General features: G+C 56.5%; 9 protein-coding genes. 3 read left to right on the top strand and 6 right to left on the bottom strand.

Features of this window, described 5'->3' with window-relative positions; all coding sequences use genetic code 11:
* Positions 1 to 24 precede the first annotated feature (24 nt).
* The 5 genes from G547_RS0116655 to sdhC form a co-directional block, all read right to left on the bottom strand.
* The gene (locus tag G547_RS0116655; RefSeq protein ID WP_027330810.1) at positions 25 to 2,859 is read right to left on the bottom strand and encodes a 2-oxoglutarate dehydrogenase E1 component; all 2,835 of its coding nucleotides are present in this window, start codon (positions 2,857 to 2,859) and stop codon (positions 25 to 27) included.
* A 250-nt stretch (positions 2,860 to 3,109) separates the two neighbouring features.
* Positions 3,110 to 3,814 (bottom strand): succinate dehydrogenase iron-sulfur subunit, encoded by a 705-nt coding sequence (locus G547_RS0116650; protein ID WP_027330809.1) that lies wholly within the window; start codon positions 3,812 to 3,814, stop codon positions 3,110 to 3,112.
* A gap of 12 nt (positions 3,815 to 3,826) precedes the next feature.
* A complete protein-coding gene (gene sdhA / locus G547_RS0116645; protein WP_027330808.1) occupies positions 3,827 to 5,590 on the bottom strand; it encodes a succinate dehydrogenase flavoprotein subunit in 1,764 nt (587 codons plus the stop codon).
* Positions 5,591 to 5,593: 3 nt separating this feature from the next.
* Positions 5,594 to 5,962, bottom strand: a complete 369-nt coding sequence (gene sdhD / locus G547_RS0116640; protein WP_027330807.1) for a succinate dehydrogenase, hydrophobic membrane anchor protein — start codon at positions 5,960 to 5,962, stop codon at positions 5,594 to 5,596.
* Positions 5,956 to 6,330, bottom strand: a complete 375-nt coding sequence (gene sdhC, locus G547_RS0116635; protein ID WP_027330806.1) for a succinate dehydrogenase, cytochrome b556 subunit — start codon at positions 6,328 to 6,330, stop codon at positions 5,956 to 5,958. Before sdhC ends, sdhD begins: the two co-directional genes overlap by 7 nt.
* Positions 6,331 to 7,012: 682 nt before the next feature.
* Here sdhC and G547_RS0116630 point away from each other — a divergent pair.
* The 3 genes from G547_RS0116630 (at position 7,013) to xthA (ending at position 11,669) form a co-directional block, all read left to right on the top strand.
* Positions 7,013 to 8,290: a citrate synthase gene (locus G547_RS0116630; protein ID WP_027330805.1), complete on the top strand. Its 1,278-nt coding sequence runs from the start codon at positions 7,013 to 7,015 to the stop codon at positions 8,288 to 8,290.
* Between the two features lie 259 nt (positions 8,291 to 8,549).
* Positions 8,550 to 10,760, top strand: a complete 2,211-nt coding sequence (locus G547_RS0116625; protein WP_051235657.1) for a carboxy terminal-processing peptidase — start codon at positions 8,550 to 8,552, stop codon at positions 10,758 to 10,760.
* Between the two features lie 96 nt (positions 10,761 to 10,856).
* Complete coding sequence (gene xthA / locus G547_RS0116620; protein WP_027330803.1) at positions 10,857 to 11,669, top strand: exodeoxyribonuclease III; 813 nt, start codon at positions 10,857 to 10,859, stop codon at positions 11,667 to 11,669.
* A gap of 98 nt (positions 11,670 to 11,767) precedes the next feature.
* Here xthA and G547_RS0116615 read toward each other — a convergent pair whose 3' ends face one another.
* Positions 11,768 to 14,701 carry a TonB-dependent receptor gene (locus tag G547_RS0116615; RefSeq protein WP_027330802.1) on the bottom strand — a complete coding sequence of 978 codons (2,934 nt, stop codon included), beginning with the start codon at positions 14,699 to 14,701 and terminating at the stop codon, positions 11,768 to 11,770.
* Between the last annotated feature and the right edge of the window lie 11 nt (positions 14,702 to 14,712).

Here is a 14,712-nt window from a genome sequence, read left to right as displayed (position 1 = left end):
CTTTGTCGAACACTGGCTCGAGCGTCAAACGCTCAGGGCCTCGTTAATGAAACGCTTCTGCTCTTCCAGGTGCACAGAGGCATACCCCGCCGCAGGCGCGGCTGAGGGGTCGCGCCCCACATAACTGAGATAGAGCTCCGGGTTGTGGTCGTTGACCACACGTCGCATGTGGTGCTGGCTGCTGTACCAGGCACCCTGGTTCATCGGCTCTTCCTGACACCAGACAACGTCCTTCAGGTTCTTGAACGGCGCCAAGGCCTTCTTCAGCTCGTCTTCCGGGAACGGATACAGCTGCTCGAGGCGGATCAGGGCCACATCGTCCTGCTCGCGCTCCATTCGCTCCTCCAGCAAGTGGTAATAAACTTTGCCGGAGCACAGCACCACCCGCTTGGCCTTCTTCGGGTCAACCTGCTCTTCGGTGATCACATTGTGAAAATGACCGTTGGCCAGATCTTCCAGGCTTGAGGTCGCCAGCTTGTGGCGCAGAATCCATTTGGGGCTCATGACCACCAAGGGGCGGCGCATCGGGCGAATCACCTGGCGACGCAGCATGTGGAAGACCTGCGCTGGCGTCGTGGGCACACAGACCTGGATATTGTGCTCGGCGCACAACTGCATGAAGCGCTCCAGTCGGGCGGAGGAGTGCTCCGGCCCCTGCCCTTCGTAGCCATGAGGCAGCAACATGGTCAGGCCACACAGGCGTCCCCATTTGTGCTCACCGCTGGTGATGAACTGGTCGATCACCACCTGGGCACCGTTGGCAAAATCACCGAATTGCGCTTCCCAGATAATCAGGCCGTGGGGCGTTGTCGTGGCATAACCGTATTCGAAAGCCAGCACGGCCTCTTCCGACAGAAAAGAGTCATACAGGTCAAACGCCGGCTGGTCATCTTTCAAGTGGCGCAGCGGAATATAGGTGGAACCATCTTTCTGACTATGCACCACGGCGTGGCGGTGAGAAAAGGTGCCCCGACCAATATCCTGGCCCGTCAAGCGCACGCCATAGCCCTGATCGAGCAACGTCGCGTAAGCCAGAGTCTCTCCCATGCCCCAGTTGATGGGCAAAGCGCCGCCCGCCATTTTACGGCGGTCGTCGTAGATTTTGCCCACCTGCTTCTGCACGACCACGCCATCGGGAATCTCGCACATTTTGTGTCCGAGCTCCTGCAGGCGCTTGAGGTCAAAGCTGGTGTCCCCCGGCGTATTCCAGTCGTGCCCGATGTACGGTGACCAGTCGACAAACAGGGAACTGTCGGGCTCGGATACCAGCCCGTCGGCGACGTTTTCACCACGGTCGAGCGCGGCGCGGTACTTGTTCATCATCTCATCGGCGTCTTCCGCCTTGATGATTCCAGCCTCGATCAGCTTGTCAGCATACAACGCGCGGGTTGTCTTGTGCTTGCGGATGTTCTGGTACATCAGCGGTTGAGTGGCCGAAGGATCGTCCGCCTCGTTGTGGCCGCGGCGGCGATAACAGACCAGATCGATCACCACATCCTTCTTGAATTCGTAACGGTAATCCGCCGCCAACTGAGCCACAAACAACACCGCATCCGGGTCATCGCCGTTGACATGGAAAATGGGTGCTTCCACCATTTTCGCCACGTCGGTGCAGTACTCGGTGGAGCGCATGTCTTCGCGCTTGCTGGTAGTGAAACCCACCTGGTTGTTGATCACCAGGTGAACAGTGCCGCCAGTGGAATAGGCCCGGGTCTGGGACATCTGGAAGGTTTCCATGACCACGCCCTGCCCGGCAAAGGCCGCGTCGCCGTGTACGCTGATGGGCAGTACTTTGGCGCCGATGGGGTCTTCACGGCGATCCTGGCGGGCGCGTACGGAGCCCTCGACCACGGGAGAGACAATCTCCAGGTGCGACGGGTTGAACGCCATCGCCATGTGCAGCTCGCCACCGGGCGTCATGATGTTGGAGGAAAAGCCCTGGTGGTACTTCACATCCCCCGAGGTATCCACCAACCGCTTTGTGCCTTCAAACTCACCAAACAGCTCGGCCGGGCTTTTACCAAAAATGTTCACCAGCGTATTCAGACGCCCCCGGTGGGCCATACCGAGCACGATTTCTTTGGCGCCGTAACCACCGGCACGCTTGACGATGGCATCCACCAGAGGGATAAAGGTTTCACCGCCTTCCAGGCCGAAACGTTTCGTTCCCGGGTACTTGCTGTCGAGGTGACGTTCAAGGCCTTCGGCCGCGACAAGCCGGTCCAGCACTGCCAGCCGTTGCTCATCGCTGAAGTCCGGCTTGGAGCGAACGCTTTCGAGGCGCTGCTGAAGCCACTGTTTCTCGGCCAGGTTGGTGATGTGCATGATCTCCGGACCGACATGCCCGCAGTAAGTCTGCTCCAGGGCACCGACGATGTCACGCAGGGGCGCGTCTTCACGCCCGATAAACAGATTGCCGGTATTGAATTCGGTGTCGAGATCCGCTTCGGTCAGGCCGTGAAAGCCCAATTCCAGATCAGGCACCCGCTCGCGCTCCATAATGCCCAAGGGGTCGAGCTGGGCCTTCTGGTGGCCGCGAAACCGATAGGAGCTGATCAGTTGGAGGACTTTGACCTGCTTTCGCTCATGCTCGACGCTGACTGACCCGGCCACAGTCGGGGAGGCATTGATGGATCGGGTTTTGGCGAGACGTTGGAACTGCTCGCGAATGACGGAATGAGGGACATCCTGGGTAACGACACCATCGACGCGGGGCAACTGTTCGAAATAGTTGCGCCACTGTTCGGGCACCGCATTGGGATCGTGTAAATATGTGTCGTAGAGCGCTTCGACGTAGGCGGCATTCCCTCCGGAGATATGGGACGTGCGCCAAAAATGCTCCATGATGCTGTCTTGCATTACACCCACCTTGTCATGGGGTTCGCCACCCGCCGGGAATCCGGCCTGGCCGACGGTCGGATCGGGTGTTACCCGATACTCCCCCCTGCTAGTCTCTAGCCATTAGCTACCATAACGCTCTCCGCTTGTGGCAGGGAGCGCCGCTCATTAATACAGAAGCACGCCTGGGAGCTTCCGGGGCAGTCGACAAAGTGACCGCCGCTTTATAAAAGCGGCCGACATGACGTCGACCGCTAAATAGGCCACCCCTTCAGGTCGCACTCTGCAACAGCATGGTGCGAATATGGCCAATCGCCCGCGTGGGGTTCAGGCCCTTGGGGCAGACCGCTACACAATTCTGGATACCGTGACAGCGGAAAACACTGAAAGGGTCATCCAGGTTCGACAAGCGCTTTTCCGTCGCCTCATCCCGGCTATCCGCCAGGAAGCGGTAGGCCTGCAGCAGACCGGCCGGACCAATGAACTTGTCCGGATTCCACCAGAATGACGGGCAGTTGGTGGAACAGCAGGCACACAGAATGCACTCGTAGAGCCCGTCCAGCTTGGCACGATCCTCCGGAGATTGTAACCGCTCAATGGCCGGAGCGGGGCTATCATTTTGCAAATAGGGCTCAATTTTCTTGTACTGATCGTAAAATTGAGTCATATCGATAACCAGGTCCCGAATAACGGGCAAACCGGGCAGCGGACGCACAACCAGCTTGTTCTTCTTCACCACCTGTGACAGCGGCGTGATACAGGCCAGACCGTTGACGCCATTGATGTTCATACCATCAGAGCCGCATACCCCTTCGCGGCAAGAGCGCCGGTAGGCCAGCGACTCGTCCTGTTCCTTGATCATGCCCAGTACGTCGAGCACCATCACGTCCTTACCTTGCGTGTCCACTTCATAGGACTTCATATAAGGCGCTTTATCGGTCTCGGGGTTATAACGGTAGACTTCAACTTTCAACATAATTCACACCCCTTAGTAAACACGTGCTTTCGGTTCGAACGCGTCCATGGTGCGCGGAGCGAAATTGACGACCCGCTTGCCCACTCGCTTGTCAACCGGGTAGTACATGGAGTGGCACAGCCAGTTTTTGTCATCACGCTCCTGATAGTCTTCCCGGGCGTGGGCACCGCGTGATTCGGTGCGCTCATTGGCCGCAATAGCGGTTGCCTCAGCGACTTCCAGCAGGTTCTGCAGCTCCAGAGCTTCAATACGGGCCGTATTGAAGGCATCGCTTTTGTCGTCAATGGACACATTTTCGATGCGCTCGCGCAGGGCCGCCAGTTTCTTGATGCCCTCCGCCATGAAATCGCCTTTACGGAAAACGCCGAAGTGGTTCTGCATCACATCCTGCAGTTCCTTGCGCAGCACTGCACTGCTCTCCCCATCAGTAGAGCGGTTCAGGCGGTTCAGGCGATCGAGGGCCGCCTCGATGTCGCTATCCCGGGGCGCCAGCTGTTCGGCGCCCTCACGCAATACTTTCTCGATATACTTGCCGGCAGCGCGGCCAAACACCACCAGATCCAGCAACGAGTTACCACCCAGGCGGTTGGCGCCGTGCACCGACACGCAGGCCGCTTCACCACAGGCGAACAGACCGTCAATCGGCACATCCTTACCGTCGGCGTCCACCGTCAACGCCTGACCATTCACGTTGGTCGGAATACCGCCCATCATGTAGTGACAGGTCGGCACCACCGGAATCGGTTCTTTGACCGGGTCCACGTGAGCAAAGGTGCGAGACAGCTCGCAGATACCGGGCAGACGGCTTTCCAACACGTCTTCGCCCAGGTGATCCAGCTTCAACAGCACATGATCCCCGTCAGGGCCGCAGCCGCGCCCTTCCAGAATTTCCATCACCATCGAGCGAGCAACCACATCGCGGCCGGCCAGGTCTTTGGCGTTGGGGGCGTAACGCTCCATAAAGCGTTCACCGTCCTTATTGATCAGGTAACCCCCTTCACCCCGACAACCCTCGGTCACCAGCGTGCCAGCACCGTGAATACCGGTGGGGTGGAACTGCCACATTTCCATATCCTGCACAGGGAAACCGGCGCGCAGCGCCATGCCAATACCGTCGCCGGTATTGATGTGGGCGTTAGTGGTGGAAGCGTAAATGCGACCGGCACCGCCAGTGGCCAATACCGTCGCCTTGGAGCTTACAAAAACGACCTCGCCATCTTCAATATTGATGGCGATCACGCCCACGACGGCGTTATCCTCATTTTTCACCAGATCCACGGCATACCATTCGTTCAGGAACACCGTGTTGCTCTTGATATTGCCCTGGTACAACGTATGCAGCAGGGCGTGACCGGTGCGGTCCGCTGCGGCGCAGGTACGCGCCGCCTGGCCACCACGGCCGTAGTCTTTGGACTGTCCACCAAAGGGCCGCTGGTAAATCCGTCCCTCTTCGGTCCGGGAGAAAGGCAACCCCATGTGCTCGAGCTCAAAAACCGCTTCCGGGCCCACGGAGCACATATACTCGATCGCGTCCTGATCACCGATGTAGTCAGAGCCTTTAACCGTGTCGTACATGTGCCAGCGCCAATCGTCATTGGGGTCCGAGCTGGCGATGGCACAGGTGATCCCCCCCTGCGCGGATACGGTGTGGGAGCGGGTCGGAAAGACTTTGGTGATCACCGCGGTTTTGTAACCGGAGCTGGCCAGTTGCAGGGCAGCGCGCATACCCGCGCCGCCGCCGCCGACGACAATACCGTCAAAAGAAATCGTGCGCATTGCTTAAAACCCCCAGATAATTTCGACACCCCAAAGGGTGTATGTCACGGCGACCAAGGCCAATAACCCCTGAGCCAGCAAACGCATGATGGTGCCCTTGAAGCCCATCAAACGCTCAGTGAGGTAGTCGGTCAGAACCGACCAGAGGCCGATCCAGGCGTGGGTCACGATGGACAGCAGCGTCAGCAGTGTAAAGATGCGCATCCACAGTTGACCGAACAGCGCCTGCCATTGGTCATAGGTCAAATCGGGGGTAAACAGAATATAAGCTGTAATAAACAGCGTGTAGGCCGTCAGCACCAGGGCACTTGCGCGCTGGATCAGCCAATCATAGAGGCCGCTCCGGCCCAGGTTCGTTACCGCAGTTACCATACCCACACTCCTGCCAGAACAATCAGTACAACGGACAATACGACGACCACGATGGCGCCGAGGCGTCCACCTTTCAGGCTTTCACCCAGACCGCAGTCCATCAGCATATGGCGCACTCCGGCAACCAGGTGGTACGCAAGCGCGGCCAGCACCGCCCAGATGATCACTTGCCAAACGGGGTTGGTCAGCGTTTCCTGCAGGGCCACAAACTGCTCTTCCGAGGCCAGACTGGCATCGAGCATCCATAACAACACAGCCACGCCTGCAAAGAGGAAAACACCGGAGACACGGTGAAGAATGGAAACAATGGCAGCGATAGGAAGCTTAATGGTGGAGATATCGAGATTGACAGGTCTTTGGTTTTTCACGGTTGATAGTCACCTTCTAGCTCCCCGACGGGAGCAGGTTAGCGAAATTGCGCTTCGCGCATCTCTCCAAAGCACACAGTGTAGTCGCCAGGTTGATTTGGTTTTACGCCCCATTTCAGCCCTTCGGCGACCATTCAAATCGCCGGGCCTGATGAAGGCGATTGGCTCTCTAACCACTGCCTGCAAGTCGCGGCGTATTATAGAGAGTCAAACCGTGAAACACAAACGAAAACCCGGCACCGAAAACCGCGAAAGCGCCCAATTGGCGTGCACTTCAGAGCCAGCTCGCCCCACATTGAAGCACCCTTCCCTGCAGGGCTACCCACAAACTGACTCGGCGGTCAAACTTTGTTCATTGTGGGTGTACGCTTCTCCTTGCACTGACGGATCACTTGCGAAAATCCGCTCATATCCATGAAAAAAGCTTATAACCGAACCGATCTGGTGCATATAAATGATATATACGCCCCATTTCATGGCACCGCTCAATTTTTTGCGCCACAGTCGCCCCAAACCTACCGAAACCGCCTCTTCTCCTCTATAATGCCGCCTCCCAATCAACCCGTGGGCCCGTTTGACAATCCCACGCCGGGGCTTATAGTGACGTCCCGATTTCAGCCCGGACTGGCCATCCTGCCATTCCTGGAAGCCTTAAAAAGTTTGTAAACCACAGGAGTCCGTAATGACTGACAGAAACGCACGGTTAACGGTCGACGGCCTGGATGCGCCCATTGATCTGCCTGTTTACCCGAGCACTGCCGGCCCCGACGTGATCGATGTCTCCGGTCTGACGAAAAAGGGCTTTTTTACGTACGACCCGGGCTTTATGTCCACTGCGCCCTGCGAGTCCAAAATCACTTACATTGATGGTGCCAAGGGCGTGTTACTGCACCGCGGCTACCCTATCGAGCAGTTGGCCGAGCACTCTGACTACCTTGAAACCTGTTACCTCCTCCTGAACGGCGAACTCCCCACCGACCAACAAAAAGCCGCCTTCTTCAAGCAGGTGAAAGAGCACTCCCAGGTTGACGATTCCGTCGCCAATGTCATCAAAGGCTTCCGCCAGGACGCGCACCCCATGGCCATTTTGGGCGGCGCTGTAAACGCTCTTGCCGCGGTTTACCACGACGACACCGACATCACCAAAGAAGACAGCCGTCGGGTCACTGGGTACCGCCTGATCGGTCAAATGCCCGCCCTGGCAGCCATGGCTTACAAACACCGTCGCGGCGAAGAGTTCGTCGCCCCGAATAGCGACCTGGACTACGCTGAAAACTACCTGAACATGACCTTCGGCAACGCCGGTCAGACCCCCAAAGTCAACCAGGTTCTGGCCAAGGCCATAGATCGCATTTTCCTGCTCCACGCCGATCACGAACAGAATGCGTCCACCTCCACTGTGCGCCTGTCAGGCTCCTCGGGCACCAACCCCTTTGCTGCCATCGCGGCGGGCATTGCCACTCTCTGGGGGCCGGCTCACGGCGGTGCCAACGAAGCCGTGCTCAATATGCTGGAAGAAATTGGCAGTGTGGACAACATTGACACTTACGTCGCCAAAGCGAAAGACAAAGAAGACCCCTTCCGCTTGATGGGCTTCGGCCACCGGGTTTACAAAAATTTCGACCCACGGGCCAAGGTCATGAAGCAGGCGGCGGACGAGGTGCTGTCTGAGCTGGGTCTGGAAAACGACCCGCTGCTGGCCATCGCCAAGCGTCTCGAGAAGATTGCCCTTGAGGACGATTACTTCGTTCAGAAGAAGCTCTACCCCAATGTGGACTTCTATTCAGGCATCATCATGAAAGCCATCGGCATCCCCACGGAAGTCTTTACCGTGATCTTCGCCACCGGCCGCGCGGTGGGCTGGTACGCTCACTGGCAGGAAATGGTCAGCGCACCCTACAAAATCGGCCGTCCGCGCCAGCTGTACACCGGTTACGCCAAGCGGGACTACCCCGGCTAACCCCGGCTAACCCCGGGCTTCACCGCCCAGCGCAAACGGGGGCCGCACTGAGGTGCGGCCCCCGTTGCATTTACAGTGCCTCGCGCGGAACTTTACGCCAGCTTAACCCTTCTAAACTTCCAGCTTTAGCCCTCGGTAGCGAATCACCCGATGCTATAGTAGTATGAAACTCAGGCAGAAAGTCGCCCGAACATCCCGCGACCAGGCCCTTAAGAGGGGCGCCCGACAACGCATGAAGCCAATGCAGGATTGAAAATCTATGCTCAACGTTCCGAAGTTCCTGCGCAACAGCACCACCCTGCTCGCGCTACTGCTCTCCTCCTCACTGCTTTGGGCCAGCACTCTCGACCCGCTTGAGATCAGTGATCAACACCAGGCCGTCGCCGCCAGCGTGGTGCAACAATTGGACAAGCACCACTATCGCGAAAAGGCCCTCAACGATGCCCTGTCGTCAGACTTTCTGGATAATTACCTGAAAACTCTGGACCCCAGTAAAAGCTATTTCTTCCAGGCCGATATCGACGGATTCAACCAGCATCGCAAAGAGTTCGACAACTGGCTGGCCAAGGGCAACCTGGAGCAGGCCTTTCACATCTTTGATGTCTACCGCCAGCGCCTGGTGACCCGGCTGGAGTCCGTAATCGAACGCTTGAACAGCGAAGAAATCAGCTACGACTTCACCAAGGATGAAACCCTGGTGGTCGATTGGGAACAAGCCGAATGGCCGAAAGACAAGAAAACCGCCGACGAACTCTGGCACAAGCGGGTCAAAGCCGGCCTGCTGGACCTCAAACTGGCGGGAAAGGAGCTCAAAGAGAGCAAAGAGTTACTGCAAAAGCGCTATAGCAACCAGCTCCGGCGGGTTCGGCAGCAGCAGAGTGAAGACGCCTTCGAGGTGATCATCAACTCACTCACCACCCTCTATGACCCTCACACCAACTACCTCTCACCGCGCACGCTGGAGAACTTCAACATCAATATGTCCCTGTCACTGGAAGGCATTGGCGCGGTACTGCAAACTGAGGATGAATACACCAAGGTCATGCGTCTGGTTCCGGCGGGGCCGGCAGATAAACAGGGCGACCTGCGCCCGGCAGACCGTATCATCGCAGTCGGTCAGGGAGACGAAGGCGAAATGACGGACGTCGTCGGCTGGCGCCTGGATGAGGTCGTGGATCAGATTCGAGGCAAAAAAGGCACGATTGTTCGCCTGGAGGTATTGCCGGCCAAAGCGCCTGCCGATAGCACCACCAAAACCATCACCATCAAGCGGGACAAGGTCAAGCTTGAAGAGCAAGCCGCCAAGCATGAAGTATTTGATCTGAACAGCGGCAAGGCACGTTATAAAATCGGCGTGATCAATGTCCCGACGTTCTACATGGATTTTGAGGCGTACCGCAAGCGTGACCCGAACTTCAAAAGTACCACTCGCGACGTGCACAAGATTCTTCAGCAGTTGGAAAAAGAGAATGTCGACGGCATTGTGCTGGACCTTAGAGGCAACGGTGGCGGCTCTCTTCAGGAAGCCACTACCCTGACGGACCTGTTTATAGACCGGGGCCCGGTCGTGCAGATTCGTCAAACCAACGAGCTGATTTCACGCAACTACCAGTCCCACTCCCGGGCGGCCTACCGCGGCCCGTTGATCGTTCTGATCGACCGGCTGAGTGCCTCCGCATCGGAGATTTTTGCGGGTGCCATCCAGGATTACGGACGGGGCATCATTGTCGGCAGCCAGAGCTTCGGCAAGGGTTCAGTGCAATCCCTGGTGCCCGTGGACGCCGGGCAATTGAAGCTCACCGAATCCAAATTTTACCGGGTCTCTGGCGACAGCACCCAGCACCGGGGCGTCATTCCCGATATGAAGCTGCCGAGTCTCGTTGATGCCAGCGAGGTGGGTGAAAGCGCTTATGACAACGCCCTGCCCTGGGATAAGATCCACGCCGTGCCGCATTCTCAGTACTTCGATATCGACGCACTGATGCCGCAGCTGAATCCTGCCCACGAGAAGCGGGTGGCGCAGAACCCCGATTTCATCTACCTCCGCGAACAGATGGAATTGATGGCACGCAACGACGACAGAAAAGAAGTGTCTCTGAACGAAAAGGCTCGGCGGGCCGAGCAGGAAAAATTGGAGTCGCAAATGCTGGCGCTGGAGAACCAGAGACGCAAGGCCAAAGGCCTATCCTTGTACGAAAGCTATGAGGACATCGACGGAATCGACGATGAACAGAACGGGTCAGAGGACGAAAGCGCTACCGACGAAGCGGCCAATGACGACGATTCCGATACAGCCAAAAAAGATAGCGACGAAGAAGACGACCTGGTCAACTTCTCCGCCCGCTCTCACAGCGAAATTGACCCGGAAAAAGACCCCTTCCTGAACGAAGCGGGCTTCATCCTGATCGACTTCATCGAACAGCTGGAAGCCATGAACGAAAAGGAACGGGACCGCGTCGCCAACTGGTAGCCACGGACTCCAAGCCCCGGTCCGCCGCTCTCCTTAACCGAGAGCCGCGCCGGGGTATTTTTTTAACCAAAATCTCCGCAAGCGGGAAGCCATTGCATGAAAGCGATCTCCTTCAACGTCAACAGTATTCGTACTCGCCTGCACCAGTTGCAGGCGGTCATCGACAAATACCAGCCTGACTTCATCGGCCTTCAGGAAACCAAAGTGACCGACGGAGAATTTCCCGAGCAGGCCATCAGAGACCTAGGTTATGAAGTCGCTTTCTACGGCCAGAAAACCCACTATGGCGTCGCCCTACTTTCTCGGCTGCCGTTCAAAGAAGTCATCAAAGGCTTTCCCGGCGACCTGGAGGAATCTCAGCGGCGGTTTATCGGCGGCGTCTTTGACTCACCGCTGGGCGGTGAAATTACCGTTCTCAACGGCTACTTCCCCCAGGGCGAGAACCGGGATCACCCAACCAAGTTCCCCAACAAGCGAAAGTTCTATGCTGACTTGATGGCGTACCTGAACAACCACTGCGATGCGACACAACCATTAATTCTGATGGGAGATGTGAACGTCTCCCATACGGATCGGGATATCGGCATCGGCGAACAGAACCGAAAACGCTGGCTTCGCGAAGGCAAATGCAGCTTTCTGCCGGAAGAGAGAGAGTGGCTTGAACAGGTGTTGGAGTGGGGCCTTGAAGATACTTTTCGCTATCATCAGCCCGAAGAGGAGAACACCTTCAGCTGGTTTGACTACCGCAGCAAAGGCTTTGAGCGGGATCCAAAGCGGGGGCTGAGAATTGACCTGATCCTGGCTACAGAGCCTCTCCTAAAACGTTGCGTCGACGCAGGGGTGGATTACGATATTCGCGCCATGGAGCGCCCCTCGGACCATTGCCCCATCTGGGCCTCATTCTCATAAACAGCGATACACGTACCGAGCTCTTGCAACAAAAAACGCCGACACAAAGTGTCGGCGTCAATGTAATCAACGGCTTCCCTGCCAACTGTGATCCCTAACTAGAAGTTGGCTCTGAGTGTCAGAGCATAACGCGTGTCATTGAGGAAGTATGAGGCATAATGATCACCGGCCGCATTCTGCTTCATGATAGTACGTGTCTCCGAATTGAGAATATTATTCACCTCCAGCCCCACGGACAGCATATCGGTGATATCGTAGAAAATTGACCCGTCCATCTGGCCATAATCGTCGTTATACACCGGCAAACGCCAAGTAATATCCCGATCAGTTCCATTAAAGCCGTTGGGGCCAACCGACATCAGAAATTCACTGCGCCAGTTATACGCTAAACGGACGGACAAGGGACCTTTTTCATACATACCCACCAAGTTGTAGGAATGCTCTGACAGGCCTTCAAACGGAAGCTTTCCGTACTCACTGCCATCGGTATCCACCGGACTGGAACCTTCGTCGTGGGGCACCTTGGTACTACTGTCAATGTAGGTGTAGTTCGCCTGCATGCCCAAACCATCAAAAGGTTCGGGCAACTGGTCGAAGAACTGACTCCAGCCTAGTTCAATACCACGAATTTCGGCCGAGCCTATGTTCACCGGGCGGGTTACGGTGTATTCCCAACCGCCATGCTCTTCCCGAATTGTCTGGTTGCGGATGAACCCGTCGATATCCTTACTGAACGCGTTGACGTGGGCCATACCACCAGCGTCGTCAAAGTACCACTCCAGCGACACATCAAATTGAGTGGCTTCCATCGGCTCGAGCATCGGGTTGGAGCCTGATGACGAGGTCAGCCGGAAGTCCTCCGGTGGCACGTACTGGTCCTCCGGAATTCCTTCCGGGCGGTCCGCACTCAGGGTCTGAAACGCCTGCATATCGCTATAAGCCGGTCTCGCCATTGCCTTAGAAGCCGCAAACCGCAAAAACAAATCATCTCGCAGTTCCACCTTGAGGTTCAGGTTCGGCAGCACATTGGTATAGGAGTTTTCCGCAACAATATCCTCTGGGTCCTGGTACCAGGGACGAGTTTCCGTTTCGCCGTCCTCACCCACAACGACGGTCTCAGGATAGCGGATCATGCCGGAAGCAGCGCTCTCGGTTTGCACCAAGCGAACCCCGATATTACCGTCAACCGGCAATGCCCAATCGTCGAAACCAAAGCCCAAAAGGAAGTAAGCAGCATAAGTCTGCTCTTCTTGCTCGTTGATACGGCTTGGGTCATCCATCGTGGCCGGAGTGTAATCATCACAACAAATATAATTTTCGCTCGCATCCGCATGGAGCTGATCGAAACTCTCCGGATACCCCTCAATCAGCGAAATGTCAGGGGCGTACACCACGCCCGGACTGGGTGCCTTTCCACGGAAGAAGTTCTCGAATGTATTGAGCGACATCTGGCTCGGGTCTTCCACTGGCGGCATCTGGTCATTCGGCAATTTCCACCAGGCCATCCAGGGTTGATAGATCGCCTGCCAATGATAGCCACTGTTGATGTTGGTTGCTTCCCGATCCGTCGCCCGGACACCGGCTTTTACGTAACGTACAACGTCAGCGTCAGCGTCATTGAAGTTGTATTTAACGTCCGCGCGCCAAGCAAGCTGCTCCGCTTCATTGTCTTCGATAAAGGGCATGGTAAAGCCCCAATAGTAGTTGCCCGGATCAGCCAGATACTCATTGTCGGCCTGTACCACCGGACGTTCGCCTCTGAGATCAATATCGATATAAGGCAAGTTGATGCCGGTAGCAATGGTTGCGTCCAGGCCTTCGGTGGTCGCTTTGGTGTACTGGATATCGGTGCTGAACTCGAGCCGATCATCGGGCGTCCACTTGTAACCACCGGAGAAGTCACTGGTCACCGACTCTCGGTTGGCCACCCGGATATCGGCTCCAAAGGGGATGCCGCCCGGCTGGGTTAAACGACCCGATAGAAAGACATTATTACTATCGACAATAAACTCCCGTCCTTCACCGGGCTGAGTGGCATAGGCATCGTTTTGGACAAAAATGGCGTCTTCATCCCACTGCATATCGTACTCGGAGCGAAATGCCTGAAAGTAGAATTCCGAAGTATCGCTGGGACGCCACTGCGTCGCCAGATAAGTTCCCAGTCGCTCGCGATTGAAGTCCATAGAGCGCCAATCCGCGCCGCGAGGCACCTGGATGGTGGTGTCATCATAGCCCTGTAAATCGTCTCTCGGGAAAAACGGACGATTAAAAATACCATCAGTTCGGGTCGAGATTTCGGAAAAGGCGATATCCACCAATACGCCAAACTCCCCGGCCGATGTATCCCAACGATTACTATACAGCGCCGAAACCGAGGGGTCCGCCTCTTCAATAAAGTCCCCATAGTTCACGCTGGCCGTGGCCGCCACCACTTGGCCGTCGCTGTCAAAAGGCATACGGGTCCGCAGGTTGACCGTTCCCCCCAGACCGCCTTCAATCATGTCGGCCGACGGATTTTTATAAACATCCACACCAGCCATCAGTTCGGCAGGCACATCTTCAAAGCTCAGACTGCGCCCCCCATTGGCCGTGAAGCTATCACGGCCGTTCAATTCACTACGCACCTGTGTCAGGCCGCGCACCGCGACACCGCTGCCTTCCGCGGAAAAATGCTCGGGATCCCCCAGTGACATGAAATGGTCAATGGTGACGCCAGGAATGCGTTGCAACGTTTCTGTGACGGAGCGGTCCGGCAATTTGCCAATGTCGTCCGCCACAATCGAGTCAACAATTTGGTCGGCACTTTGTTTGATCATCTGTGCCGATTGAATGCTGCTGCGCTGGCCCGAGACAACGATCTCTTCCAGAGCCATTGAAGGCTCTTGCGCGGTGTCTTGCGCAAAACCGATGCTGTGCCAACCGATTGCCCCAGCAATCAATAGCTGCGAACCGTGTTGAACCGCTCGAGCCAATTTGTCTTTTTGAAACGTCGAGCGACGAGTCAAACCGTGTGTCTTATTCTTTGTTGTCATCGTAGATTCTC

The organism is Marinimicrobium agarilyticum DSM 16975, from assembly GCF_000423345.1.
Lineage (GTDB): Bacteria > Pseudomonadota > Gammaproteobacteria > Pseudomonadales > Cellvibrionaceae > Marinimicrobium > Marinimicrobium agarilyticum.
This window is presented reverse-complemented; position numbering and strand designations above follow the sequence as displayed.